Origin of the sequence: Leptospira limi (assembly GCF_026151395.1) — a bacterium.
Classification (GTDB): Bacteria; Spirochaetota; Leptospiria; order Leptospirales; family Leptospiraceae; genus Leptospira_A; species Leptospira_A limi.
This window is the reverse complement of sequence record NZ_JAMQPV010000004.1, coordinates 19101-46039: the sequence shown is the minus strand read 5'-3', so window position 1 is coordinate 46039 and position 26939 is coordinate 19101. Positions and strand designations below refer to the sequence as shown.

Below are 26939 nucleotides of genomic sequence, written 5' to 3'. Positions count from 1 at the left end.
AAAACTTCGGGGAAAACCATAAAACCTTGCCGTACTTGGTATCAAATTTACGATATGCCAAGGTCTAAGTTTCAATGAATTTGTATAAACGTTACACACGTTCCTTCATCATGGCCTCCCAAGTATTTTCCTTGGGAGTAGTGGTTCCCATAGGGATTGCTCTCATCTTATTTTATGTCGATTTAAGTTCCACTCAGATTAAGACCTTTTTAGGTGCAACTGTAATCGCAGCTCTCATCACGTTACTGCTTCCCAGTTTGATTTTCCCGAAAAAACTCAAGTTCATCAAAGAGGGTTTACTCGAACTAGAGTCCCAGTCGGAAAAAAACCCTGAAACATATACAAAAGTATGGGATACCATTGCCAGAATGCCAGTGATTGGAGCAAAGGTTGGTGCCTCCCAATGGGCATTAGCAATTCCCATTGTAATCATTCCAGTCTTGTATTTACCCGAAACAAGTAAATCAGATGGATTTTACATTATTTGTAGTTTGATTCTCACTGCACTTCTCAATGTCATCATCTCGTTTGTCTTTTTAGAGAAAGCATCTCACATAGTACTCGATGACGATATCTTCCAGTCAGAACTCAATGATCGAATCACTCCTTATTATCGTAATTTAAGAAATACAGTGCCAGTTATGTTTTCCTTTATGGTAATGGTACTCTCCATTTTCCTTTTGATATATTCATTTAATGTGAATGCAAAGGCATTGGAAAAAGCGTTTTCAAACCAATTGTACAATTTTAACCAAAGTAATGAAGCAGGGATTAATGTTTATTTTGAAGCAGTAGAAAATACATTAAATGACGTTGCTTCTTTACCTTCCGTCAAACAGGCGCTAGAAACACGAAATTATAAATTAGCAGTACCTGCTTTGGAAAAAGCTTACGGTGATACGCAGTTACTCCTTGAAAATGCTTTTATTGCATCGTTTGAGGAAGGTACTCCAATCGTTGCATCTGGACTACCTGGCGGAGCAAGTGTTGGTTACAAACTTGTGGCCAATCCTGAGGTTTCCGAAAACATCAAAGCATCCAAAGAAGGGAAACCACATGTTGGCGTTGCCGTTAAATCACCATTTAACGGTCAAATTGTGATTATGGTTACAACTCCTGTGAAAAATGCGAATGGGACTGTCGTAGGTCTTGTTGGAATGCCTTTTTTAGTTGGGAAAGCGATGGAATCGTTCCTTAAAAATGTGAAAATTGGTTCCACTGGTTATTCGTTTTTACTCGATCGAGAATCCAAGATGGTTTATCATCCAAATCCAAAATACCTAATGAATAGTTTTAAAGGTTCTGAATTTGAAAAGCTTGCTTTGAATGCTGGTGAAACGGATTCCTTTCGTAACCCTTGGGAAGGTTCAACATTCTTACTTCGAAGAAAAGTCAGTACAAAGTATGGGATTCAGTTTTTTTCTACCATAGATCTCAAAGAAATTGAAGTAGAAAGTTTGTCCTCATTACGAGGTTTAACGGTCATTAGTTTGATTGGATCCATTGTCATTGCACTTTCGATTTATATGTTGTTTTCTGCAAGGTTTCATCCAATGAAAACAATCGGAAAGGTTTTACAAAATGTAGAAGTGGGAGATTTGCGAACCAAAGTAAAGTTGGAATCTTCTGATGAATTTGCTCGCCTTTCTCGAGGACTTAATGCAACACTCAAACAAATTATAGAAGTAGTTGGTTCCAACCAAGCATTCTCGGAAGATTTAGCTGCATCCGCAGAACAAATGTCAGCATCTCTGAATATGTTGTCATCAAATGCACAAACACAAGCTGCTTCTGCTGAAGAAATCTCTGCTTCCATTGAAGAAATTTCGGCTGCAGTCCAAAATGTAGATGCACAAGCAGAAGACCAATTCCGCAAAGTTGATTTTTTAAAAGCAAAAATGGCGGAACTTTCAAGTCTCATTGAAGCGACTGGCAAACAAGTAGGAAAGGCATCCCAGGATGTGAATCAAATTTCAGAAGAAGCAAAATTAGGGCAATCTTCACTTGATTCCATGCGGAATTCCATTTCAAAAATCAGTAATAGTTCGGAAGAAATTGGAAGTGTGATTGAAATCATCAATAATATTTCGGAACAAATCAACTTACTTGCATTAAACGCCGCGATTGAAGCTGCAAGAGCGGGTGTGTATGGTCGTGGTTTTGCCGTAGTAGCCGATGAAATTGGTAAACTCGCCGAAAAAACTGCCATTTCAATCAATGACATTGGTGAACTCATCCAAGCAAACGAGAAGGAAATTGAAAGTGGTCGAGACACAATTGAAACCACAATTTCTCTCATCCAAAGGATCATCCAAGGTGTGAGTTCGTTTGATGAAATGACAGACACCATCGAAAAAAGTACCAAGGAACAGCTCATCATCAACCAGAAGGTAGGGGAAGAGGTGGACAAGGTGAACCAAATTAGCCAAGCCATCCGGCTTTCCATGGAAGAGCAAAAAAATGCGATTGGAGAGGTTGCCCAAGCCATTTTTAGCATCAATGACCTCACCCAAGGTACTGCTGCAGGCCTTGAAGAAATGACTGCAACCGCGAATGGGATTGCAAACTTAGCGGAAACCCTAAAAAGAAAGATCAATTTCTTTAAAATCTCTTAGTTCCCTGCCGAAGGATGTTCCAATTTTTAGGAACATTCCTTTTTTTGGTTGCTCAGAATCTACATATCAAGATTTCTTGATATGTAGATATCTTAGAAATGGCAACAGAAACCCTTCCATCCATCCGCAGTGCCTCACAAATCCTAGCTGCCACCAAAGCCATTTCTGATGAAACCAGGATTCGGATCCTCCATATCTTAAGTTTTGGAGCATTTTCCGTGAATGAAGTGGTGGAAATTTTGGGCATGGGCCAATCACGGATCTCCCGCCATTTAAAAATCCTAACAGAAGCCGGGTTAGTTGGTTCGAGACGGGAAGGCAGTTTGGTTTACAGTTTTTTACCAGATGAAGAGGGATTTGGATTCAGATTCCCTTTAGAGCTCACCAAATTATTGTTATCTTATAAAGAAGAACTTCCCTCAAGAGAAAAGGATCAAAAAATGGTTCATCAAATTTTAGAAGCTCGTGAGAAAAAATCGAAATCATTTTTTGATGGAGTTGCTGAGAGTTGGGAAAAATTACAGGAAGAAACCTTACACCCAAAACTTTATCGTTCATGGATTTTACAAGAGTTACCCCTTTGTGAAAACATTGTAGACTTGGGATGTGGGCCTGGAGGTCTTATTCCTTTTTTACTCAATAAAGCAAAACATGTTACTGGAATTGACAACTCTTCCCGTATGATTGAAAACGCATCCATCCACTTTGCAAAAAATCCAAGTGTAAGTTTAATCCAAACACCTATGGAACATTTGCCACTTACATCTAAATCCTGTGATGCGGTAGTTGCATCTATGGTTATGCATCATATTTCTCATCCACCTACAGTTTTAGAAGAGATTGCCCGTGTATTAAAACCGGGTGGAGTTTTGTGTATTGTTGATTTAGAGAAACACAATGCAGAATACATGAGAGATAATTTTGCGGATTTATGGCTTGGGTTTGAACCAGAATTATTTGAATCATGGTTATCAAATGCAGGTTTCAAAGTCGAATCAATTGGAGAAATCCAAACAGAATCAAGTTTTAAAATTTTAACAATCAAAGCAACAAAGGAATAAGGAAACAAAATGTCCACAGCAACTGAAACAAAATCGGAACGATTGCCATATAAAGTGAAGGATATCTCTCTTGCAGAATGGGGAAGAGAAGAAATCATTTTGGCAGAAAAAGAAATGCCAGGTCTTATGGCTCTTCGTAAAGAATTCGGAACTTCTAAACCACTTAAAGGTGCAAGAATTTGCGGATCTCTTCACATGACAATCCAAACAGCGGTTCTTATCGAAACCTTAGCTGCATTAGGTGCTGACATTCGTTGGTCCTCTTGTAACATTTTTTCAACACAAGACCATGCAGCAGCCGCAATTGCAAAAGCAGGAATCCCTGTATTTGCATGGAAAGGTGAAACGGAAGAAGAATACTGGTGGTGTATTGAACAAACTCTATTTTTTGATGGTGGCAAAGGTCCTAACATGATCCTAGATGATGGACATGACCTTACACACTTCATCCATGAAAAATACCCACAACTACTTGCAGACATCAAAGGTGTTTCTGAAGAAACAACTACAGGTGTGATTGCACTTCATAAAAAATTAAAAGCAGGAACTTTGAAAATCCCTGCAATCAACGTAAACGACTCTGTAACAAAATCAAAGTTTGATAACCTTTATGGTTGCCGTGAGTCACTTGCTGACGGAATCAAACGTGCTACTGACGTGATGCTTGCTGGAAAAGTAGCTCTCGTTTGCGGATACGGAGACGTAGGAAAAGGTTCTGCTGCATCCCTTCGTAATTTTGGAGCACGTGTGATCGTAACTGAAATCGATCCAATTTGTGCACTCCAAGCAGTGATGGAAGGATACCAAGTACTTCGCGTGGAAGATGTAATTGAAAACGCAGACATCGTTGTGACAGCAACTGGAAATGATGATATCATTTCTTTGGAACACATGAAAGCGATGAAAGACGGTGCAATCCTTTGTAACATTGGTCACTTTGATACTGAGATTCAAATGTCACGTTTGAATTCTGAGAAAGGTGTGACTAAAAAAGAAATCAAACCTCAAGTAGACAAATACACTTTCCCAGATGGTAAATCCATTATCGTTCTTGCGGAAGGTCGTCTAGTGAACTTAGGTTGCGCAACAGGCCACCCATCATTTGTCATGTCTAGTTCCTTTACGAACCAAGTTTTGGCTCAAATTGAACTCTATACTACGAAATATGAGTTGGGTGTGTATCGCCTTCCAAAACACTTGGATGAAAAGGTAGCTGCACTTCATTTGGAGCAGTTGGGTGTTCGTTTGACAAAACTCACTCAAAAACAAGCTGATTACATCAGTGTTCCACTAGAAGGTCCTTACAAACCGGACCACTACCGCTACTAAAAAAAATTGCCCTTTATGATTGTTCAATAAAGGGCATTGGGAGTTTCTCATGGCGTATGTTGTAACTGAAATTTGCGTTGATTGTAAATACACGAGTTGTGCTGCAGTTTGTCCAGTGGAAGCTTTTCACGAAGCTCCGGACACTTTGTACATCGATCCAGATACTTGTATTGATTGTAATGCATGCCAATACGAATGCCCGATTGATGCGATTTTTCCGGACTATGATGTTCCCGAAAAACACAAACCATCAATTGAAGTAAACGCAAAAGAAGCAAATAAATTCCCGGTAATCGTAACAACAAAACCACCTCTCAAAGGTGCCAAATGTTCCGACCCGAGTAAATAACGAATCTTGTGGGTGTATTCCGAAAGTAATCGCCCACTTTTATTTTAATCTACTGATCTAATTATATACATAAATATTATGAAATTTGAATATACCAATCCTTCTTCCAAAACCCTCTTAAAGTTACTCACGGAAAAAATCTTAGTTCTAGATGGTGCCATGGGGACCATGATCCAAAGGCACTCACTTGAGGAAGTCGATTTCCGAGGTGACAGGTTTAAGGATTGGCCTGTTTCGATAAAGGGAAATAATGATGTTCTTGCGATCACGAGACCAGATATCATAGAATCTGTCCACTTAGAGTATTTGGAAGCCGGTGCGGATATTATCGAAACCAATACCTTTAGTTCCAATATTGTCTCGCAAGCAGACTATAAAATGGAATCTGCTGTGAGAGACCTAAACCTAGCAGCTGTTCAGTGTGCAAAAAATGCAGTAGAAAAATTCAAAGCGAAAACTGGCAAAACAGACGTTTTTATTGCAGGTTCAATTGGACCAACTGTCAAAACAGCATCCCTTTCACCTGATGTAAATAACCCAGCATTTCGCGCTGTCACCTTTGATGAATTAGTCGATTGTTTCCATGAACAGGTATCGGCATTACTCGATGGTGGTGTGGATTTATTATTACCAGAAACTAATATCGATACTTTGAATCTCAAAGCATGTATTTATGCCATTGAAAAGGTATTTGAAGAACGAAACATTCGTATTCCTGTTGTTTTATCGGTTACGATTACCGATGCATCTGGTCGAACCCTTTCAGGTCAAACGGGAGAAGCATTTTACATTTCGATCAAACATGCAAAACCACTTGCAGTTGGAATCAACTGTGCGTTAGGTGCAGGTGAGATGCGTCCCTATATTGAAGAAATATCTCGTGTGGCCGATTGTTATGTATCTTGTTACCCAAATGCTGGCCTTCCCAATGCGTTTGGTGGGTATGACCAAACTCCAGAAGAGTTTGGTGGATGGATGAAAAATTTCGGCGAAGCGGGTTTCTTAAATATAGTAGGTGGGTGTTGCGGAACCACACCTGCACACATCCGTGCTGCAAAAGAAGCAGTTAGTTCGATAAAACCTCGTGCTTTAAAAGAACAACCACAACTCAGTAGATTTGCAGGTCTAGAACCACTCAAACTTACTAAAGACCAAGGATTCATCAACGTTGGAGAAAGAAACAACGTCACAGGATCTCCGAAGTTCAAAAAACTCATCTTAGATGGAAATTTTGAAGAAGCTGTTCAAGTTGCCTTACAACAGGTACAAGCTGGTGCCAATATCATAGACATTAACTTTGATGAGGCGCTTCTCGATGGAGAAGCATCGATGACAAAGTTTTTGAATTTAATTGCAGGGGAACCAGACATTGCTCGTGTTCCTTTTATGGTTGATTCCTCGAAATGGTCTGTGTTACTTGCGGGCCTTAAGTGTATCCAAGGGAAACCTATTGTAAACTCCATCTCCCTCAAAGAAGGGGAAGAAGTATTTTTAAACCATGCTCGCACGATCCAAAGATTTGGAGCAGCAGCGATTGTGATGGCGTTCGACGAACAAGGGCAGGCGGCAACTAAAGATGACAAAGTTCGAATTTGTAAACGTGCTTATGATTTGTTAGTTTCAAAATTAGACTTTGAGCCAACTGATATTATCTTTGATCCCAACATCTTAACCGTTGCAACTGGGATTGAAGAACACAATAATTATGCTGTCGATTTTATTGAAGCCACACGTGAGATTAAAAAAGTTTGCCCAGGTGCGAAAGTATCAGGTGGACTCAGTAATATTTCCTTTTCCTTTCGAGGCAATAACCCGGTCAGGGAAGCAATGCACTCTGCCTTTTTATACCATGCCATCCAAGCAGGAATGGATATGGCGATTGTCAATGCAGGGATGCTCGAAGTTTATGAACAAATCCCAAAAGACTTACTTGAATTAGTGGAAGATGTGTTACTCAATCGAAGACCAGATGCCACAGAACGTTTGATCGATGCTGCTGGTAGTTTCCATGGTGAAGCAAAAGTCCAAAAGAAGGATGATGTTTGGCGCAGTGGAACGGTTGAAGAGAGGCTCACACACGCCCTTGTGAAAGGTATCGATGAATTTGTAACCCAAGATACGGAAGAAGCACGCCAAAGTTTAGCCAAACCTCTCGATGTCATCGAAGGACCACTCATGAACGGAATGAAGGTGGTAGGGGAACTTTTTGGTGCTGGTAAAATGTTTTTGCCACAAGTTGTTAAAAGTGCGCGGGTAATGAAAAAGGCAGTCGCTTACCTCATGCCTTATATGGAAGAGGAAAAACGAAACCAAAAAGACGAAAGTAAACAAGCAAAATTCCTCATTGCAACTGTAAAAGGTGATGTGCATGATATTGGGAAAAATATTGTGGGTGTGGTTTTGGCGTGTAACAATTATGAGGTGATAGACCTCGGTGTAATGGTGCCTTGTGAAAAGATTTTGGAAACTGCTAAAAAAGAAAACGTCGCAGCCATTGGGCTATCTGGTCTTATCACTCCTTCTCTCGATGAAATGGTTTATGTGGCAAAAGAGATGGAACGATTGGAGTTTAAAGTTCCACTTCTGATTGGTGGTGCTACTACTTCTCCTGCACATACTGCTGTGAAAATTGCAGAACAGTACTCACAACCAGTTTTACATGTGATGGATGCATCTCGCGTCGTAAATGTGATGAACAGTGTCTTAAATCCTCAAACATCAAAGGAGTATGCGAAAACGATCACGGAAGAACAATCACGTATCCGAGAAGAATTTTATTCCAGAGAAAGTGAACGTAATATCCTTCCAATTGCTGATGCAATCAAAAACAAATTTGCGGCGGATTGGGATTCTTATACGCCACCAAAGCCAAGTTTTACGGGCATAAAAGTTTTTAATGATGTTTCTTTGAAAGACTTACTACCGTTTATTGACTGGTCTCCATTCTTTTTGGCTTGGGAATTAAAAGGGCGTTTCCCACAAATTTTAAAGGATCCAGTGATTGGGAAAGAAGCAACTTCTTTGTATAATGATGCGCAAACTATCTTAAAAGAAATGTTAGAAAATCCAGACCTCAAACCGAGAGCTGTTGTTGGTATGTTCCCAGCGGTTTCACACGGTGAGATGGTTGAAATTTTTGAAGATGAAACCAAACAAAAATCATTGGGATTTTACCCAATGTTACGCCAACAAACAACAAAAATGTCAAACCAACCTAATTATAGTTTGGCGGATTTTATTGCTCCAAAAGAAACTAACAAAAATGATTATATCGGTTATTTTGCAGTCACAGCAGGCCACGGCATTGAAGAATTAGCGAAAACCTATGAAGTCAAACATGATGACTACAATTCTATTTTGGTCAAAGCACTTGCAGATCGATTTGCAGAAGCTTTTGCTGAATACATGCACCATAAAATGAGGGAAGAGTGGGGTTTTGGAAAAGATGAAAATCTTACCACTGAAGATTTGATCCGTGAAAAGTATCGCGGGATTCGACCTGCACCTGGTTATCCAGCTTGTCCAGATCATACGGAAAAACGCAAAATTTGGAAACTTTTGGATGTCGAAAAAAATGCAGGCATCAAACTCACTGAATCTTGTGCGATGTGGCCAGCTAGCAGTGTGAGTGGGTATTATTTTTCACACCCTGAAGCACGTTATTTTGCCATTGGAAAAATCAACGAAGACCAAGTAGAACCATACGCTAAAATGAAAGAAATGGAAAAATCGGAAGTGGAACGTTGGTTGTCTCCTATTCTAAACTATGACCCATCCAGGAAGTCTAAAGGATAAGACTTCAAACAAATCGTTGTTATCTTTTAATAATGATTTGTGATGGATGATCTGAAATGGAGATCACTATGACAGTATCGAAACCTTCCCACGAGCATGGATGGAAATCGGTAACAAAAGGGAAACTTTCCTCAGGGTTTCCTTTCCATCCGAAACTTGCTGAGTGGCTTTCTACCTACACAACCATTCCCAAAGATGCGGATTTGGAAATCTTAGAAGTGAGTTGTGGGGAAGTTAGTTGCCCAACAGAAGAAACCTTGATTGTTTGGAAACATGATGTCAACCTAACACCAAACTCTCCTTCCAACGACGACAAAGCCGCACCTACGATTGCAAAGATGCCCGCATCTAGAATTTTTGAATTTCGAATCTCTCGTAAAAAAGAAAATATTTCTAAGATGGATGTGGACTTGTCGTGGAAACGATTTGTTGAAAAATCATAGAGGTTTGAACTTTTTTGGACCTGTTCGTTATACGTAGGTTACAATATCCGAATTTCTAAATCGATGAGACTTTTTCATTTGACTTTCAATTTTATAAATTAGTATAAAAAGCAAAACAGGAGATATAAATTGAAACAATTTACTTTTTTAACCTTAGGTATTCTAACTCTATCGACCATCCATTGCGCCACAGCAAGAGTTGTTAATTCAAGGCCAGGTGAGGGTGGAACGGTAGCAGTCACACAAGGTCTATTAAAATCAGCAGAAGCTAAAGCAGAGGCTGATCGATTTATGGCAACAAACTGCGGGTCAAAACAAGTGAAAATTTTGCAAGAAGGTGAAGTTGTTGTGGGAAGCACAACAAATGTAAATCAAAATACAAATATGAATGCACAACGAAATAACAATGGTTTTACAAAGTCGAATACAAATGTTGCAATTCATTCTACTCAGACATCGAATACTAGAAACGTTACGGAATGGCAGATTGAATATGCTTGCCAAGAATGAATCAAATTCTACTAGAAGTTGTACCTCGTGATGTATCAGTTCTTTTACAGGAAGTAAAATTTGTAAAAAAAAATTATCATCAAATTTCGGGTATTAACATCCCTGATTTGTTACGCTTTGAAAATAGAAGTTGGGAAGCGGCATCCTTGGTTCAGCCAATCTTCCCAAATGTTATCCCTCATATTCGAGCGATTGATTTTGACTTAGACAATTGTGATCCTTTGGTAAAAACTTTACAACACCACCGAATTCCCTCGGTGGTTGTGATCAAAGGTGATCCACCAACGGATATGTCAAAACAAGTTTACCCAACAACTTCCATTAAACTCATCAAAAAACTAAAAAAAGAAATACAACACTTGAAAGTGTATGCAGCTGTCGACCAGTACCGTGTTGGGATCAAAGATGAGTTTGATTACATTGAAATGAAAAAAGACGCAGGTGCTGACGGGTTTTTGACCCAACCTTTTTTTGATATGAGACTTGTGGATATATTCACGGAAAAACTGAAAGGGATGGAAGTGTATATCGGTGTTAGTCCCGTGGTCACTGAAAAATCACAAAGTTATTGGGAATCTAGGAATCGAGCTTATTTCCCAAGAGAGTTCCGTCCGAGTTTGGAATGGAATGTGAAATTTGCAAAGGATGTACTTACATATTGTTCGGAGAATGGAATGAATTCTTATCTCATGCCAATCCGTATCAATCTTGAGAAGTACTTAGGTCGAATTTTTGATTGAGACAATTGAAGTTGTCTATTATTAAAATGGGCATGGGCTAATTGTAATTCGGTTCGCTTGGACCGGCGTCGGTTAATTGTAATGCGGATAACATGCAAGAATACGCGTGATAAATGTAATTCGCATATCATTTCCATCCCCAGAATTTATCTGATACTCGATTATCACCCGCTATAAGATTGTTATACGTATGACAATGAATACCTTTCCCCCTGCGCCAGCGATTGTAGCGGAAATCTTTTCCATACAGTAGGATTCTGAAAACCTCTAAATGTTGGAAAAATTGGAGCGAAAAGCGCGGTCGTTATAAAATTGATTACCAATCGTCTAACGGATTCGAGGCGCCCCTACCAAAGGAAGGAAACGATTTCGTTCAATTAGATCTATGAAAGGTGGAAACTTGCCCTATTTACTGAGTGGAACGAGAAGGCGTGACTGGCATGTAGTACTTGAGTCCTAAGTTTCCTTGGATCTCAGGTGCCCATAGTTCGTCGAGTGTGCGACCTGCTTCTCTTGCATTGATGGGAACTCGCACCATACCTTCAAATGTAATATTACTATTGGAAATACTGATCCCTGGTGTCACATACACTTGTCTTCCTACGAAGTTTGTGCGCGAAGGTTCTTGGGCACGGATGGAAGTGTTAAAACGATTGTTGTAATCAGAAGATTCAAACCTATGTAATTCAGAAAGTTGTAAAAACAATTCCCAACGAGAATTTTTGATAAAGGAAAATAGATTCCTGTTGAGGCGGTATTTGATTCGCACTTTTGACTCTGCCACATCCACATATCCATTAGACCCTTGGTTGAGTGACATACCGATGCTCAGTCCTAAATCAAGTGTGAATCCATTTCTGTAATACACATAGGTTACATTCGGTTGGTACGATAAAAGTGCTGCATTGGCACGTTCTGGTCTCACATCAAAATTCCCTTCAGGATTTCGGTAAGGGTTTGAAGTAGTGAATGGAATCACTGGAGAAAAAATTTGAATCCCTGCCATTGGGTCATTGGATTTGGAAAATTCCGAATTGGATCCCAACTCGAGTTCCTTTGGGAAACGAAAAGGGATAAGTATCGCCAAATTGCCGTTATGTGAATTGCCAACTTGGAAAAGAGACGAACGAGGATCAGTAAAGGAATAACTAGAAAAAAACGGAAGCCCTTGTGCTAAAACGGTGAGGCTCGTCAACGAGACGAGAAAGGCGATGAGAACTATCTTTTTTAGCATCTAAAAGCATTTCTGCCTGATTTTCCTTTGTTTGGCAATGAAATTTGCTTTCTTCTCTGTCTTTTTTTGTTATAAGTGAGACCGATGAATCAAAACGATACGAAAGTAGAACAATTTGGGCCTTGCACCATACCAAACCCAGCGGGTTATGATTATTGGACAGAAGACAATTCTGTCGTCTTGTTTCAAACCATCTTTTCTGGGGCAGAAGATGCCAAAAAAACAGTTGAGACAAGTCCCGTATTTTTTGAACAAGCAGGCCCAAAAGAAAAAATCTACTTTAAACCGGAAGAAGTAACCGCGGGCATCGTAACCTGTGGTGGGCTTTGCCCGGGCATCAATGATGTGATCCGTGCTCTTGTCATGGAATTACACTATCGTTACAAAGTTCCAAGAATCCTCGGATTTCCATTTGGGTATGAAGGTCTTGTGAAAAAGTTTGGACACAGGCCGATTGAACTCACTCCTGATAAAGTGGCTCATATCATGAATTTTGGTGGGTCCATCCTTGGGTCATCTCGGGGGAACCAAAAGATAGAGGAGATGGTAGATACTTTATTTTTATATGGAGTGAAGATGTTGTTTTGTATTGGGGGAGATGGAACTCTCCGAGGTGCCCAGGCGATCCAAGAAGAAGTGAGAAAACGAAAAGAAGACATCGCCATTGTTGGAATTCCGAAAACCATCGACAACGATATCAATTATGTCCAAAAAACGTTTGGGTTTTCGACTGCGTTTAGTAAGGCGGTGGAAGCAGTCAACTGTGCACATGAAGAAGCAAAAGGGGCACCAAATGGCATTGGCCTTGTGAAACTGATGGGACGCCACTCTGGGTTCATCGCTGTGAACTCGGCTTTGGCTTCCAAAAATGTGAATTTTGTCCTCATCCCAGAACAAGATTTTGATTTGGAAGGGGAAGGTGCATTTTTACCAGTCTTAAAAGATCGAGTGCAAAGAAGAGGACATGCTGTTGTCATCATCGCTGAAGGAGCGGGACAAAAGTACTTTGAAGACAAAGGGGAAAAAGACCAATCTGGTAACAAAAAACTCGCTGATGTGGGTGTGTTTATGAAAGAGAAAATCACAGAGTATTTCAAAAAAGAAGGTGTGGCTCTCAATCTAAAATACATCGACCCAAGTTACATCATTCGTTCTGTTCCTGCCAATGCGGAAGATTCGGTTTTCTGTGGGTTTTTAGCACAAAACGCGGTACATGCGGCGTTCGCTGGCCGCACTGGTTGTGTGGTAGGGATTTGGAATAATGTTTTCACTGTGATGCCAATCTCACTTGCCATTGCAGAACGAAAGGTATTACGTCCAGAAAAGAGTACCTTGTGGCGAGCACTCCTCGCCTCCACTGGCCAACCCAATACGATGAAGGCGAAAGGCTGAAAAAAGAAAGATTTTTCTCTTCCACTGGAATCGGGCTTTCGTCTAACTGGTAAGTGAACCATATGAAACCGAAACAAAGAAAGGACCTAAGGATTGTCAGTGCCATTTTACTGACTTCCATTGCCTTTGTGTTGGTTTGTACGGCTGGATTTTTCACATGTCCCAAATTCGGTATAACTCAAACAAGTAGTGAAACTGCAGATTCTCAAGATTACGTCATGCCTTGCCATGCAGATTCGAAAGAGGCAGGGGATTCAAATGAAACGCCGAATGGAAATTCTTGTCAATGCAATGAAGTTTCAAATTCGGATGGAATACGTTTTCAAATAGAGTTTTCTAAATTAGTACGTGTCTTCATTCAAAAACTGTATTTGCCTTCACAAGTTGAAATACCAATTTCAAATTTTGCATTTCAAATATTTCAATCAATCGCTGATACTTTCCATAACGATTTTATAACCCTACAAAAAACCATAAAACTTCTCATTTAAACCATTTCGATTTTTTTGATTAAAATCGGAGGTAATTTATGGGAAATCATTACATACATATATTAAAATATACTGCTTTACTTATTTATTTTGTCTTTTTTGTTCAAGTAGATGCAAGTAACCTAGACAGTCCAAGTGGCATTGACGGCAAAATCAACGAATTATTGAAAAAACATCCAGAAGTATCGTTGAAGTTTTTGGAAGCGAAAGAAAAAGAATTTCGTTCCAAACATGCAGATGTATACCCAGATCCAAAAATTGGGTTTGCATACAGATCCTATCCTTATAGATCAGGATTTGATACCGATCGCGCTAGACCTGATACTCCTAGTATGACTGGGAAAGAATATTCCATCGCGCAAGAAATTCCATTCCCTGGAAGGTTAAATCTAGAAAAACAAATTCTAAAAAACGATTCGGAACTGGATTATTGGAGTGGCGTTTGGATCCAAAATGAATTCATTCGAACATACTTTGAATTGATTTTGTCCGTTGCAGCAATTGAAAGAGAATTAAATGATCTGCAAAACATTGAAAAACAACTTTATACCAAAGTAAAATTGGAATCCACACAATACGTTTCAGAACAGTTTAAATTATCTAATGTTCTCAAAACCAAAAATCAAATTGAAAGAATCAAGGATAGAGTAATTGAGAAAACAATTACTCTAAAAGAATTAAAACAATCTCTTGATTTTTATTCAAAGTATATAGGTTCCAATTCCATTACTGAAGAAGAGATTATTGCGTATCTGACAAAAAAAGAAAGTAACATTGAGCAGGAATTGTCAGGAGATTCGTTATCGAAGTTTCCACTCATCCAATATGCTGAGGTGAACGAAACGAAGGCAATTGTAGAATCTAAAAAAGATGAGATCTTACACTTACCTGATTTTGAAGTATTCGTGAGTTATATGCAACGAAGGCGTAAACCTTTTTTACTTGATAGTGGACCTTTGAACCTAGCCATTATGGATAATCCTGAGTTCGCTGGTGATCTTTGGAGTGCAGGTGTGACAGTTCGAGTGCCTGTATGGTCTTTGTCAAAAGTAGATGAATTGAACCAATCCAATGCCATCAAAGTGCAGAGGTTGCAAAAAGAAAAAGAAAAGGAACGGATTCGACTTAAGTCAGAATACCAGGCAACTATCGAATCATGGTTAGGGAATAAACAAAGACTTGATAACTTTAAAAATAATCTTTTGCCTTCTTTTCAAAAAAATATAAAATCATCACTTTCATCGTATTCTAAAGGAGATAGTGTATTGGGTGAGAGTTACGATTTTATCGCTGAATCTTTAGAAATGCAATCTCAAGTGCATCAAATCCAATTCAAACGTTGGTCATCTGTTTTAAAACTATTGCAACTAACAAATCATTTGTTGCCTGAAGGAGAAAATCATGAAGGTTAAATATATTCTATTTCCCATCCTCATTGTGTCTTTAGTTTTGGTTTCTTGTGGTGAAACTGTTCATAATCATAAAGATATTTACACTTGTCCGATGCATCCTCAAATTGAAATGGACCATCCAGGAGAATGCCCGATTTGTGGCATGACACTTGTAAAAAAGGAAGATCCACTCCTTGAACCTGAATCTGAGCATGCAAACCATACCCAATCAAAAGAGCCTGACTTAAAACTATCAGAGAATAAACAATCCATTCTCAATTTAGATACGGTTCTTGTGACAAGGGGAACCATTAGTAAAACGATCAATCTCAGTGGGCAAGTTGCTTATGATCCTGAAATTTTTTCGACTGCCAATGAATACAAGTCAATTGGTTCTGGGAATGAATGGGGGAGGGAAATTCGAGAGGGAATTCGTTTACGATTCACCAAATTGGGATTAAGTGAAAAACAGATCCAATTTATCCTTTCTAAAAATGCAAATCTATTTTTAACGGGTAGATCAAAGCAAACAGCCTTATTAGTGTTCCAAGTGTATGAAAATGATCTCTCCTATTTAAAAGTAGGAAAGGTCATAGATTTAGTTAATCCGATCGAAACAAATGCTCAACCAAAGGCAAAAATAGTGGCAATGGGAAATTTGATCAACCAAGACACACGAACATTGTCTGTTTGGTGTGAGGTGAAAGATCCCCAAGAATATTTTAAGCCACAGATGTATGTACAAGGGACTTATGGGATTGAAAAGACGAATGTTTTAAGAATTCCAAAAGAATCCATTCTTCCTACAGGCAAATCCGATTTGGTGTATCAGAAAACTGAATCCAACCATTATGCCCCTAAAAAAATAAAGGTTGGGTTTTCTTCTACAGAATGGGTCGAGGTACAGGAAGGTTTAGTAGAAAATGATGAAATTGTCTCCAAAGCAAATTTCCTTTTAGATTCAGAATCAAAATTAAAGTTAGGTGGTGATAAAAATGATCAGCACAATCATTAGATTCTCCGCTAATAACCGGTATTTGGTCATCATCACGGCATTATTTTTTGTATTAATGTCGATTTTTGCAATGAAACACATCCCATTGGATGCTTTACCTGATATGTCTGATACACAGGTGATTATCTATTCCAAATGGGATCGTAGTCCAGATATCATCGAAGACCAAGTGACTTATCCAATCGTCAGATCATTGTTAGGAGCTCCCAAGGTAAAGGCGATCCGAGGATTTTCCGATTTTGGTTATTCCTTTGTTTATGTAATCTTTGAAGATGGAGCTGATTTGTATTGGGCACGTTCGCGAGTGAACGAATACATTTCTCAATTGCAAAATAATTTGCCAACGGGAGTAAACTTAAGTTTAGGGCCTGACGCTACGGGTGTTGGCTGGATCTACCAATACGTTTTAGTCGATGAAACAAACCAAATGGATTTAGCTGAAATTCGCTCTTTCCAAGATTTTAAATTGAAGTACCTACTAAATTCAATCCCTGGTGTGGCGGAAGTTGCCACTGTGGGAGGGTTTAAAAAACAATACCAAATCCAAATTGATCCTTTAAAATTACAAATATTTGGAATCGATATGGACCGTGTCATTGATACAGTTCGTAAATCAAATGATGACATAGGCGCTAGGTTACTTGAAATTGGTGGTGCTGAATACATGATCCGTGTGAGAGGGTATGTTCAGTCCAAAGAAGATATCGAACAAATCTCGTTAGGTGCCAATTCCTTGGGAACTCCCATTTATTTATCACAGGTTGCGACAATTGTAGATGGCCCTGACTTAAGGCGAGGTGTTGGTGATTGGAATGGTGAAGGGGACCAAGTCTCTGGGATCATTATCATGAGGCATGGTGAAAATGCACTTCGAGTCATTGAATCAGTGCAAGATAAAATCAAATCAATGGAAGCTTCTTTGCCCAAAGGTTTAAAAATTAAACCAGTGTATGATCGTTCTATCCTTATCAACGAAACCATACGTGTATTAAAGGAAAAGTTAACAGAGGAAATCATTGTTGTTTCCATCATTATCTTAATATTCCTTTGGCACATTCCATCTGCGATCGTTCCGATCCTTACAATACCGATCGCAGTCATCCTTTCTTTTTTGCCCATGTATTTGGCTGACATTGGTTCCAATTTGATGTCCTTGGCTGGGATAGCTTTATCGATTGGAGTTCTTGTGGATGGGGCAATCGTGGAGGTTGAAAATGCTTATAAAAAATTGGAAGAATGGGAATCATCTGGCCGAGTGGGTGACTTTCATGCAATTCGACTGGAAGCACTATTGGAAGTGGGACCTTCCGTATTCTTTTCTCTTCTCATCATCGCCGTTGCTTTTTTTCCTATTTTTACTTTAGTTGACCAGGAAGGAAAATTATTTAGACCCCTTGCCATTTCCAAGAATTTAACCATGGCGATCGCTGCGCTCCTTGCGATTACTGTAGATCCTGCGTTTCGAATGTTATTCACGCGGATGGATCCCTTCACAAAGTTTACACCTGTTGTCAATTCCCTGTTAACAACTATTTTTGTAGGGAAGTATCATTCAGAGAAAAACCATCCGATTAGCAAACGTTTGTATTTAGTGTACGAACCTGTGGTGAAAATGGTTTTGAACCATCCTAAAAAGACAATTCTTTCTGCCGTTTTGTTATTTCTTTTGACAGTTCCCATTTATTTTAAACTGGGAACTGAGTTTTTACCTCCACTCAATGAAGGTTCCATTTTGTATATGCCAACCACTCTTCCTGGGATTAGTATTGGAGAAGCAGAACGGGTATTAAAGATCATGGACCAGAAGTTAGTTCGTTTTCCGGAAGTAGAATCTGTTTATGGAAAAGCTGGAAGGGCAGATACATCCACGGATCCATCTCCCATTTCAATGTTTGAGATAGTTGTCACTCTTAAACCAGAGAAGGATTGGAGGCCTGGACTTACCAAAGAAGAACTTGTGAAACAAATGAACGAACAAATGGAGATCCCAGGTTTTTCGAATGCTTGGACTCAACCGATCCGTGCTCGTATTGATATGTTGTCTACAGGGATTCGAACTCCGATCGGTATAAAAGTGTTAGGTGAGAATCTGGAAGAAATCCAAGAGGTGGGAATCCATATTGAAACAGCTTTGAAAAAAGAAAAAAATGTTCGTTCTATCTTTGCTGAAAGAACATCTGGCGGTTATTATATCGATATTAAAATCAAAAGGGAACTTGCTGCCAAGTATGGATTAACAATCGAAGATATCCAAAAAACAATTCTTTCTGCTTTGGGTGGAGAAACCATCTCCACAACCATTGAAAAACGAGAGAGGTATTCCATCCAAATTCGATATCCCAGGGAATACCGTGATAGTCTGGAAATGATTTCAAAAGTACTCATTCCAATTCCAAATCGTGGGCATATCCCACTTAGTTACTTGGCAACTCTTGAATACAACATAGGACCTACTATGATCAGAGATGAGAATGGATTTTTGACAGGTTATGTGTATGTGGATACAACGGACACGGATTTACTCGGATTTGTGGATCGTCTGAAGTCGGTCGTTGAAAAAGAAGTGAGTCTTCCCAAAGGAGTATTTTTGGAGTGGAGTGGGCAATATGAAAATATCATTCGTGTTAGAAACCGGATGATGATTGTGGTACCCATAACGCTTATCTTGATATTTTTTCTTTTATATCTCAATACAAAGTCTGTTATGAAAACGGCAATCGTATTAACCGCGGTTCCTTTTTCTATGATAGGCGCCTTTTGGTTGTTATATGTTTTAGATTACCAAATTTCAGTTGCCGTTTGGGTAGGAATCATTGCACTTCTCGGGTTAGATGCGGAAACTGGAGTATTTATGCTCATGTATTTGGATCTCTCTTATGAGAAACATAAATCTCAACATTCAAATTTGAGTTTACCGGATCTAAAACTAGCCATTATCGAGGGAGCAGTGCACCGAATACGACCCAAAATGATGACAGTTCTTTCTGGATTCATAGGTTTATTGCCAATCATGTGGGCGACGGGTTCTGGTTCTGACCTAATGAAACGGATAGCAGCACCGATGGTTGGTGGGCTCGTCACAAGTTTTGCACTGGAACTTGTGGTTTATCCAGCCATCTATTATCTGTGGAAACAAAAAGAGATGTTGTTAGAAAAAAGTTCATGAGTGAACGAATTTACAGATTAGAATCAAAAAATAGCTGAAGGTTCCCCTTCAGCTATTCTCTACTTTTTTTTGGAACTTAAGGATATTGTCTCTGATCTCTTCTTCTTTTTTGTGAAGTTCGTTTAGAAACTCGGTATCCAAAATCATTTCTGGTTTTTTGATGAACTTACTTTCATCGTAATTATCTATTTCGTATAACAGATCTTCGATGTTTGATTCTACTTTGACCAAACTTTGGATCGATTCCACTACCTTTTTGTTTACAAATAGGATTTCTTTGAATCGTAAGATGTAATGTTGGAATCTGTTTTCGCGGATCATGGCTTGCCTTTGCATTTCCTTGACCACTTCGCGTTCTTTTAATACTTCTTTTTTTTCGACGAGGATTTGGTTTTTGAAGATTCGGATTAAATTTTCCGTTTCTAATTTATAATTTTCAAAACTGCTATTGTGGTTGTTTTGAAGGTCTTCCATTTGTTTGCGAAATTCTTTTTCTCGCAATCTGTCTTGTTCTTTGCGTAATTTGTCAGATGTTTGGAGTGCGTTTTTAACTCGTGTTTCAATGACTGCATCTAACATCGCTTTGTGCAGTTTGTCCAATCGGAGAAACACTGCCATTGCATATAGAATGCGTCTCATAAAATCTCCTTTATCTTTAGTTTAGACGGATGATAAAGAGAGAAAGGTCATCATGTGGTTCCGCTTCTCCCACAAATTCACTTACTTTTTGTAAGATTGCTTGCCGAATCACTTCTGGTGGATCGTTGATATGAGATAGAATCACAGACTCAAGCCTTTCTTCTGAAAAAAGTTCTTCTTTCGTATTCATCGCTTCCGTCACTCCATCCGTGTAAAGCACAAGTAAATCACCTGGCAAATAACTGACAGTATGTTCAGAGAATTCACATTTGCCAATTCCCATTGGTTGTCCTTTGCCCGATAAGTGTTGGATCTTATGGTGTTTTTTGCGATAGATGATTTGTAAATTATGACCAGCAGAGGAATAGGTTAATTCTTTTTTTGTCATATTGATACGAACAAGCATCGCTGTAACAAACATTAGAAAGCCAGATTTATCTTGTAGGATTTGGTTCGCGTTAAAGAGAGCTTCACTTGTCGAAGTGGTTTTCGAAACTTCTTGTTGTAATACGGTTTTGGAAAATTCCATAAACAGTGCGGCAGGAGTTCCTTTCCCAGAAACATCGGCGATGATGACAGACACTTCGTCTTTTCCATGGACCACCATATCATAAAAGTCTCCACCAATTTCACGAGATGCTTGGTAGTAAGTATCAAATTCAAGGAGAGAGTATTGTTTGGGAATGATAGGGAGTGAGTGTTTTTGGATCATGGCTGCGACTTGCATGTCACGATCAATGTTTTTTAAACGTTCACTTTGGATCTTCACTTGTAATGCAGTGTAAGCTTCACCGACTTGGTTTGTCAGAGTACGCAGGATTCGAATGTCCATTTCATCAAAACGTGTACGAGATGTTTTGTCCGAAACAACAAGAGAACCTAACCATTCTTTGTTCTTTAGAATGGGAAGTAAAATCATACTGTGTTGGAAGAGTCCCTTATGAGTGAGTTGCATCCCTTGTGGTGAATTGGCGGTAATGACCTTAAACCCTTTGAACATCCAATCTGATTTATCGTTGAAGAGAAGTCCTACTACATCTTCGTCTTGGATTTGGTCGGAAAATCCTTTGGATTTGGATCGTGGTAATCCTCGTTTCTCAATCTTTTCAAAGTTGAGGCAAACTCTGTCCACTTGTAAAACATCGGAGATGGTTTTGACGGCGAGGTCCATAAATTCATCTGAACTTTGGATATTGGCAAGTGCTTGTGAAATTTGGAAGAGGCAATTGAGTTCGTTAGCTCTTAAATTTAAGTTATCAATGAGAAGACGGTTTTTGACAGCTATGGCTGCTAAGTTCGAAAGGTAACGTAGGATTTTGATATCGGTTTGGGTGAAGTCACGGTTGTCTAGGGAGTTCACTGCTTCAAGTACACCTTGTACTTCTCCTTGTGCAACCATTGGCACACAAATTAAATTACGAGTGACATACCCAACTTTTTGGTCAATCGCTTTGAAGATTCTAGGGTCGTTTGCTGCATCGTTTACGATTTCTGGTTTTAATGTTTCAAGCACCATGCCTGCAATTCCCTTACCCCTGGGGACTGTTAGGTGGGCAAGAGATTCTTCTTTTAAACCACTTGTTGTATTAAACACAAGTTGGTCATTTTCTTTATCGTAGAGGAGTAGGGAGGATCCTTCCGTATGTAACACATCACGAGTGATCCCCATAATTTCACTGAGAAGGGTGTTTAGATCTTCTTGTGAATTGATTCGACTCGTTATATCTGAAATCAGACTTAATGTTAAAAGTTTCGTAGGCATCCAAATCTATCCTTGTTCGATCAAACTTCCTATCCCCTGGTTAGTCAAAATTTCAATTAAGACGGAATGAGGCACTCGACCATCGATAATGTGGGCTCGTTTGACTCCAGAATCAATCGCACCCAAACAACACTCTACTTTTGGTATCATGCCACCAGAGATCTGTCCAGTTTTTATGTAAGTATGAATGTCGACTTTTTTGAGTCCTGTTACCAATTGGCCATCAATCAAAATACCAGGTGTGTCTGTGAGTAAAATGAGTTTGTCTGCATGGAGTGCCTGTGCAATTGCTCCTGCCATGGTGTCGGCATTGATATTGAGAGTTTGGCCTTCTTTTGACATGGCTACTGGGGATATGATCGGAATAAAACCTTCTCGTTGTAAGGTGAGGATAATATTTGGGTCAACAGAAGTGATTTCTCCCACAAGACCTAGGTCAACTTTTTGGGTTTTCCCATCTTCCCCCTCGACTTCCATCAAATATTTTTCGGCAATGGCAAGACCTCCGTCCTTTCCCGAAAGACCAACAGGTTTCCCTCCCTTTTCTTGGATGAGGGAAACAATTTGTTTGTTTACTTTTCCTGTGAGAACCATTTCTACCACTTCCATCGTGGCCTCATCTGTCACACGATGGCCTCGAATGAATTGTGTGTTGAGATTTAATGATTTGATGAGAGAATTGATTTCAGGGCCACCACCGTGAACCACCACAGGATTGATGCCTAAGTACTTGAGTAAAACAATGTCTTCTGCAAAGGAAGCTTTGAGTTCTTCCTCCACCATGGCAGCCCCACCATATTTGATGACGATGGTTTTTCCAGAATATTTGATCAAATAAGGAAGTGCTTCTAAGATATGATTGATTTTTTCTGATTGGTGGTCCATAAAAGTCCTCATTTATGATAATGAATTTTAAAGCCGCCGTTGTGCAAGTCACAAGTACCGCAAGAGTCTCAAATAACCTAACCAAGTGTAGGCAACTTGTGGAAGGTGCTGCTAAGGCCGGCGCCAAAGTCATTGGCCTACCTGAAAATTTTTCGTTTATGGGAAGTGAATCCGAAAAACAAAACCTACTTGGTCAAATTGAAGAAGAAACCTTTTCCTTTTTAAAAGAAACGGCGATGGACCTTGGGATTTATCTTTTGGGAGGAGGATTCCCCACAAAAGCACCTACGGGAAAAGTGTTCAACACGGCTGTCATTGTAAATCCCAAAGGTGAGGAAGTGTTCCGTTACCACAAAGCCCATTTATTTGATGCGGTTGTGGGAGATGGATTCTCATACAAAGAATCCAATCACACCGAAGCGGGAGAAAAGGTCCCTGAAGTGATCCACACCGAATACGGAAATATCTCCTCTGCCATTTGTTACGACCTAAGATTCCCCGAACTTTTCCGTGCCTTATCCAAACAAGGTGTCGATTTGTGTTTTTTACCTGCTGCATTTACAGTGCCAACAGGAGAAGCCCATTGGCATGTTCTCCTCCGAGCAAGGGCGATTGAAAATTTAATGTATGTTCTCGCACCTGGCCAGACAGGAACACATGATCCTCATGGCAAACGTAAGACTTTTGGCCATTCACTCATCATCTCTCCGTGGGGAGAAATTTTGGCAGAGCTCGATTCCGAAGAAGGGTTTGCCATCGCTGAGATCGAAATGGATCGATTGTCTGAGATCCGTTCTACTTTACCGAGTTTGCACCACCGAAGGTTTGGAATTTAGAAAAAAGACTTTCTTGTCGAAGAAGATTTTTTCATCAAAAGAAAGTCTTTCATCACTTTCTCAGCTGCTTTTTGTTTTTCCATGTGTACAAAGTGTCCGCATTCCGAAAACAATACCGCTTTTACATGAGGTGTTGTTCTTTCTAATTCCATCACATCCTTACCAGGAATGATGGGATCTTCTTCCCCTCGCATGATGAGTGTTGGTACTTGGTTTCCAAACACAATAGGTCGAATATCTGTTCGGTCGAGCATCTCAAGGATCATGAGGATTTGCCTTGGGTTCAAACATTCGAATTGTGGGTTGTATTCTTTTAAGAATTGTTTGATGTCTTCTCTTGCATGGAACGCACTTGAATCATACACTCCATAGGAAAAACCTATCTGTAGGGCTTTGGGTAATGATTTCCCAATTTTAAATCCTAGGTCAAAAAACGTTCCTAAATTAGCACGTAACCCCATCACTCCAATTTTTAAGATCCCAGGGACTGGTCCGTGCACATAGGGGGCGATTGCGATCACTTGTTTGATGCGTTGTGGGAAAAGAGATGCAATGGCAAGGACTGCCATTCCACCTGTGGAGTGGCCAACGAGTGTGATGTCTTTTTCCCCGGCTGATGCCCAAATCCCTTGTGCTTGAGTTTCTAAAAAATCCTGGAGGGTAAGGCCTTTTTTTTGGTCAAAAATTTCGGCTGGATAATGACCAACTAAGTCAAGTTCGATGACATCGCCCAATTGGCGAAAAAATGGAATATTGAGTCCCCAATACCCTGCAGCAGAACACCATCCTCCAACGAGAACAATGGTTTCCTTGGATTTTGGATTCAGGGATTTATGCCGAACGTATGTTAGTCTGTGGTTTTTCCAATTATATGTTTGTCTTTCTGACATATGGTCCTCTAGTCTTCAATGATACGAGGGAAGGATCCCAAAATTTTTGTGACTACTTCATAGTTGATGGTTCCAGTCCATGTGGCATGGTCATCAGCAGAGATCACCTCATTTCCTGACTTACCTAAAATCACAACATCGTCTCCAATTTTCGCATCTGAAATATGAGTGATGTCAAGCATACTCATATTCATACAAATTCTACCTAAAATTTTTGCTCGTTCGCCACGAATCAACATATAACCATGATTAGATAATTTTCTGTCCAGACCTTCATAGTACCCAACAGGTACAACAGCAAGTCTTGTTTCATGAGTGGTTTTGAATGTGGATCCATACCCAACAAAAGTTCCGGGGTTTAGGTTTTGGATGTGTTGGATTTGGGTTTTCCAACTGAGAGCCGGTTTTAACATCCCCACATCTTTTTTCATAAGAGAAAGTGAAAGTTTGGTTTCGAGACTGGGCCAAAGTCCATAAAGAGAAATTCCAACTCGTACTAAGTCCATACGCGCTTCTGAAAATAACATCGCTGATGCAGAAGAGGCGCAGTGGCAAATGAGGTCGATAAACCCGTGTTTAGCGAATGTATCGATAGTATCTTGGAACCTTCCTAGTTGTAACATGGAATAACTATGTTCAGTAAAATCTTCCGTACTCGCAAAATGGGTAGCAATCCCTGAAAGGGGGAGTTTTTTTTCTGCAATTTCTTTGGCGAGGACTTCCGCATTCTGGAAGGGGATTCCCAAACGACTCATCCCAGTATCAACCTTCAAATGGATTTTGGGAGTGGGGGAAAGTTTTGCTAAAATTTCCATTTCTTCTACACGAGAAACCATCACCCAATAGTTTTCGTCTGCAAGTTCCGCCTGTCTTTCTTTTAAATTGGGAATACTTCCCATGATAAGGATGGTCGCTTTGGCAAACACACGCCGAATGGATACCGCTTCTTCAAGTGAATTGACACCCAAATAATCGGCACCTGCGTCGAGGGCAATGGATGCGGTAGCAAGTAACCCATGTCCATAAGCATTGGATTTTATAATGGCAGTGAATTTTGTTTTGGAACCAATAAGTTTGCGAAAAAGAGCAATGTTATGGCTAAAAGCGGAACGAGAGAGGTAAATCCGAGAAGATTGCACGGTCCCATTTTTTTTTACTTTTCTCTTCTGTCGCTTCAGATATTTCTATTTTTACATGTCTGAATCTCCATCTGTTTTCCCTCCCTTCCCAATATTTTCCAACTGGAAAGGCATTTCCGAGTATTTCCCCGTACAAAAAGAATCGGTTTGGTTGAACTATTGTGGTACCACCCCTGTATCGACTTATGCCATTCAAATGATGAATGTGTATCTAGAGGAATATGCAAAATTTGGAATCTTTACTCCCAATTTTTCGGAACCCTATATCAAAAAAGAAATTCGTGGGTATCTCTCAGAAATTTTACATTGTGATCCAACAGAGATTGGGATAGTACATAACACCAGTGAGGGGATGAATTTTTATTCTCATAGTATACAAATTCCAAAAGGGAAACGGATTTTGGTTTTGGAGAATGAATACCCAAGTAATGTGTATCCTTGGGAACATTGGCAAAATAAAGGTGTAACTTTAGGTTTTGTCAAAGTGGGGAAGACTCCCAATGAATTTTTAGAAAACCTAAAACTGGAACTAGAAAAAAAGGATGTTTTTATCCTTAGTATATCACCTGTTCATTGGTGTACGGGTGTAGTGTTTGATATGGAAACTGTTTCAGCATTATGTGAAAGTTTCGGGACCAAACTTGTGATTGATGGAAGCCAAGCAGTTGGTCATATCCCACTGAATTTTTCCAAAATCAAAGTGGCATTTTGTGCGTTTGCGGCTTGGAAATGGTTACTTGGTCCATTGGGTTTAGGTGTGATTTATATTTCAAAAGAAGAATCGAAAGGATTCCAATTGGTATTCAAAGGACAAGCAAGTGTTGTCAACGATTCCAATTATTTTCCATATCGAGACGAATGGAAACCCGCTGCCGAACAATTTGAACAGAGTACCATCAATTTTAACGATTGGATTTATTTTTTTGCTTCCCTCAAAATGTTGTCCACTCTTGGGTTCTCACGAGTCCAGGAAAGGATTTACGAAGTAGCAGGGATGTTAAAGGACATGTTACACGAGTTAGGTTTTACTCTGGAATCAGATGTTTTCCCCGACGTCAAAACAGGAATTTTAGCCATAACAAACCACATAGACCCTAAAAAATTCCAACCAGAAGCCATCCAGGCCCATCTCAAACAACATGGAATCATCACGGCAGTTCGCCTGGGTCGCCTCCGAATGGCACCTCATATTGGGATTGAAGAAGAACATGTAAACCGTGTGAAAACCCATTTACAATCGTATTTGGAAAAGTAGAG

At 39.6% G+C, this 26939-nt stretch carries 21 protein-coding genes; 15 read left to right on the top strand and 6 right to left on the bottom strand.

Annotated features, from left to right (window positions below):
* Nucleotides 1–74: 74 nt before the first annotated feature.
* The 8 genes from ND812_RS16815 to ND812_RS16780 all read left to right on the top strand — a co-directional run bounded on the left by ND812_RS16815 (nt 75) and on the right by ND812_RS16780 (nt 10842).
* Nucleotides 75–2615 carry a methyl-accepting chemotaxis protein gene (locus ND812_RS16815; RefSeq protein WP_265376510.1) on the top strand — a complete coding sequence of 847 codons (2541 nt, stop codon included), beginning with the start codon at nt 75–77 and terminating at the stop codon, nt 2613–2615.
* Between the two features lie 98 nt (nt 2616–2713).
* Nucleotides 2714–3676, top strand: a complete 963-nt coding sequence (locus ND812_RS16810) for an ArsR/SmtB family transcription factor (protein WP_265376509.1) — start codon at nt 2714–2716, stop codon at nt 3674–3676.
* 9 nt (nt 3677–3685) lie between these two features.
* Entirely contained in the window at nt 3686–5005 is a 1320-nt protein-coding gene (ahcY, locus tag ND812_RS16805) for an adenosylhomocysteinase (RefSeq protein ID WP_265359462.1), read from the top strand.
* 49 nt (nt 5006–5054) lie between these two features.
* Entirely contained in the window at nt 5055–5354 is a 300-nt protein-coding gene (locus ND812_RS16800; protein WP_002980754.1) for a ferredoxin family protein, read from the top strand.
* Between the two features lie 78 nt (nt 5355–5432).
* Nucleotides 5433–9149: a methionine synthase gene (gene metH, locus ND812_RS16795; RefSeq protein WP_265376508.1), complete on the top strand. Its 3717-nt coding sequence runs from the start codon at nt 5433–5435 to the stop codon at nt 9147–9149.
* A gap of 68 nt (nt 9150–9217) precedes the next feature.
* Complete coding sequence (locus ND812_RS16790) at nt 9218–9592, top strand: hypothetical protein (RefSeq protein WP_265376507.1); 375 nt, start codon at nt 9218–9220, stop codon at nt 9590–9592.
* A gap of 129 nt (nt 9593–9721) precedes the next feature.
* Nucleotides 9722–10102: a hypothetical protein gene (locus tag ND812_RS16785; RefSeq protein ID WP_265376506.1), complete on the top strand. Its 381-nt coding sequence runs from the start codon at nt 9722–9724 to the stop codon at nt 10100–10102.
* Complete coding sequence (locus ND812_RS16780) at nt 10099–10842, top strand: methylenetetrahydrofolate reductase (RefSeq protein WP_265376505.1); 744 nt, start codon at nt 10099–10101, stop codon at nt 10840–10842. Before ND812_RS16785 ends, ND812_RS16780 begins: the two co-directional genes overlap by 4 nt.
* 409 nt (nt 10843–11251) lie before the next feature.
* Here the strand turns inward: ND812_RS16780 and ND812_RS16775 are convergent, their stop codons facing one another.
* Entirely contained in the window at nt 11252–12076 is an 825-nt protein-coding gene (locus ND812_RS16775) for a hypothetical protein (protein ID WP_265376504.1), read from the bottom strand.
* Nucleotides 12077–12160: 84 nt separating this feature from the next.
* Here ND812_RS16775 and ND812_RS16770 point away from each other — a divergent pair, with 84 nt between their 5' ends.
* The 5 genes from ND812_RS16770 (at nt 12161) to ND812_RS16750 (ending at nt 19531) form a co-directional block, all read left to right on the top strand.
* Nucleotides 12161–13468, top strand: coding sequence for an ATP-dependent 6-phosphofructokinase (locus tag ND812_RS16770; protein WP_265376503.1), 1308 nt, complete (start codon nt 12161–12163; stop codon nt 13466–13468).
* Between the two features lie 62 nt (nt 13469–13530).
* Nucleotides 13531–13959, top strand: a complete 429-nt coding sequence (locus ND812_RS16765; protein WP_265376502.1) for a hypothetical protein — start codon at nt 13531–13533, stop codon at nt 13957–13959.
* 38 nt (nt 13960–13997) lie between these two features.
* Nucleotides 13998–15371, top strand: a complete 1374-nt coding sequence (locus ND812_RS16760; protein WP_265376501.1) for a TolC family protein — start codon at nt 13998–14000, stop codon at nt 15369–15371.
* Nucleotides 15361–16365, top strand: a complete 1005-nt coding sequence (locus ND812_RS16755; RefSeq protein ID WP_265376500.1) for a heavy metal-binding domain-containing protein — start codon at nt 15361–15363, stop codon at nt 16363–16365. The genes ND812_RS16760 and ND812_RS16755 overlap by 11 nt, the downstream gene beginning before the upstream one ends.
* The gene (locus ND812_RS16750; protein ID WP_265376499.1) at nt 16346–19531 is read left to right on the top strand and encodes an efflux RND transporter permease subunit; all 3186 of its coding nucleotides are present in this window, start codon (nt 16346–16348) and stop codon (nt 19529–19531) included. The genes ND812_RS16755 and ND812_RS16750 overlap by 20 nt, the downstream gene beginning before the upstream one ends.
* A 48-nt stretch (nt 19532–19579) precedes the next feature.
* Here the strand turns inward: ND812_RS16750 and ND812_RS16745 are convergent, their stop codons facing one another.
* From ND812_RS16745 to argB, 3 genes are read right to left on the bottom strand one after another with little or no spacing between them, the layout of a single operon-like run.
* Complete coding sequence (locus tag ND812_RS16745) at nt 19580–20170, bottom strand: hypothetical protein (protein ID WP_265359473.1); 591 nt, start codon at nt 20168–20170, stop codon at nt 19580–19582.
* Nucleotides 20171–20186: 16 nt separating this feature from the next.
* The gene (locus tag ND812_RS16740) at nt 20187–21932 is read right to left on the bottom strand and encodes a SpoIIE family protein phosphatase (protein ID WP_265376498.1); all 1746 of its coding nucleotides are present in this window, start codon (nt 21930–21932) and stop codon (nt 20187–20189) included.
* A gap of 6 nt (nt 21933–21938) precedes the next feature.
* Entirely contained in the window at nt 21939–22817 is an 879-nt protein-coding gene (gene argB, locus ND812_RS16735) for an acetylglutamate kinase (RefSeq protein ID WP_265376497.1), read from the bottom strand.
* Between the two features lie 20 nt (nt 22818–22837).
* On the opposite strand from argB, the gene ND812_RS16730 reads away from it, so the two are divergent.
* The gene (locus tag ND812_RS16730; protein WP_265376496.1) at nt 22838–23653 is read left to right on the top strand and encodes a carbon-nitrogen hydrolase family protein; all 816 of its coding nucleotides are present in this window, start codon (nt 22838–22840) and stop codon (nt 23651–23653) included.
* Here ND812_RS16730 and ND812_RS16725 read toward each other — a convergent pair.
* Together ND812_RS16725 and alr are read right to left on the bottom strand one after the other, a co-directional pair.
* Nucleotides 23650–24543: an alpha/beta fold hydrolase gene (locus ND812_RS16725; protein WP_265376495.1), complete on the bottom strand. Its 894-nt coding sequence runs from the start codon at nt 24541–24543 to the stop codon at nt 23650–23652. The two genes, ND812_RS16730 and ND812_RS16725, sit on opposite strands and share 4 nt — an antisense overlap.
* An 8-nt stretch (nt 24544–24551) precedes the next feature.
* Nucleotides 24552–25682, bottom strand: a complete 1131-nt coding sequence (alr, locus tag ND812_RS16720) for an alanine racemase (RefSeq protein WP_265376494.1) — start codon at nt 25680–25682, stop codon at nt 24552–24554.
* Between the two features lie 55 nt (nt 25683–25737).
* Here alr and ND812_RS16715 point away from each other — a divergent pair, with 55 nt between their 5' ends.
* Nucleotides 25738–26937, top strand: coding sequence for an aminotransferase class V-fold PLP-dependent enzyme (locus ND812_RS16715; protein WP_265376493.1), 1200 nt, complete (start codon nt 25738–25740; stop codon nt 26935–26937).
* Nucleotides 26938–26939 lie beyond the last annotated feature (2 nt).

Excerpts from the sequence above, each read along its gene's own strand:
- ND812_RS16815 (WP_265376510.1), top strand. The coding sequence starts at position 75 with ATGAATTTGTATAAACGTTACACACGTTCCTTCATCATGGCCTCCCAA.
- ND812_RS16810 (WP_265376509.1), top strand. The coding sequence starts at position 2,714 with ATGGCAACAGAAACCCTTCCATCCATCCGCAGTGCCTCACAAATCCTA.
- ahcY (WP_265359462.1), top strand. The coding sequence starts at position 3,686 with ATGTCCACAGCAACTGAAACAAAATCGGAACGATTGCCATATAAAGTG.
- ND812_RS16800 (WP_002980754.1), top strand. The coding sequence starts at position 5,055 with ATGGCGTATGTTGTAACTGAAATTTGCGTTGATTGTAAATACACGAGT.
- metH (WP_265376508.1), top strand. The coding sequence starts at position 5,433 with ATGAAATTTGAATATACCAATCCTTCTTCCAAAACCCTCTTAAAGTTA.
- ND812_RS16790 (WP_265376507.1), top strand. The coding sequence starts at position 9,218 with ATGACAGTATCGAAACCTTCCCACGAGCATGGATGGAAATCGGTAACA.
- ND812_RS16780 (WP_265376505.1), top strand. The coding sequence starts at position 10,099 with ATGAATCAAATTCTACTAGAAGTTGTACCTCGTGATGTATCAGTTCTT.
- ND812_RS16775 (WP_265376504.1), bottom strand. The coding sequence starts at position 12,076 with ATGCTAAAAAAGATAGTTCTCATCGCCTTTCTCGTCTCGTTGACGAGC.
- ND812_RS16770 (WP_265376503.1), top strand. The coding sequence starts at position 12,161 with ATGAATCAAAACGATACGAAAGTAGAACAATTTGGGCCTTGCACCATA.
- ND812_RS16765 (WP_265376502.1), top strand. The coding sequence starts at position 13,531 with ATGAAACCGAAACAAAGAAAGGACCTAAGGATTGTCAGTGCCATTTTA.
- ND812_RS16760 (WP_265376501.1), top strand. The coding sequence starts at position 13,998 with ATGGGAAATCATTACATACATATATTAAAATATACTGCTTTACTTATT.
- ND812_RS16755 (WP_265376500.1), top strand. The coding sequence starts at position 15,361 with ATGAAGGTTAAATATATTCTATTTCCCATCCTCATTGTGTCTTTAGTT.
- ND812_RS16750 (WP_265376499.1), top strand. The coding sequence starts at position 16,346 with ATGATCAGCACAATCATTAGATTCTCCGCTAATAACCGGTATTTGGTC.
- ND812_RS16745 (WP_265359473.1), bottom strand. The coding sequence starts at position 20,170 with ATGAGACGCATTCTATATGCAATGGCAGTGTTTCTCCGATTGGACAAA.
- ND812_RS16740 (WP_265376498.1), bottom strand. The coding sequence starts at position 21,932 with ATGCCTACGAAACTTTTAACATTAAGTCTGATTTCAGATATAACGAGT.
- argB (WP_265376497.1), bottom strand. The coding sequence starts at position 22,817 with ATGGACCACCAATCAGAAAAAATCAATCATATCTTAGAAGCACTTCCT.
- ND812_RS16730 (WP_265376496.1), top strand. The coding sequence starts at position 22,838 with ATGAATTTTAAAGCCGCCGTTGTGCAAGTCACAAGTACCGCAAGAGTC.
- ND812_RS16725 (WP_265376495.1), bottom strand. The coding sequence starts at position 24,543 with ATGTCAGAAAGACAAACATATAATTGGAAAAACCACAGACTAACATAC.
- ND812_RS16715 (WP_265376493.1), top strand. The coding sequence starts at position 25,738 with ATGTCTGAATCTCCATCTGTTTTCCCTCCCTTCCCAATATTTTCCAAC.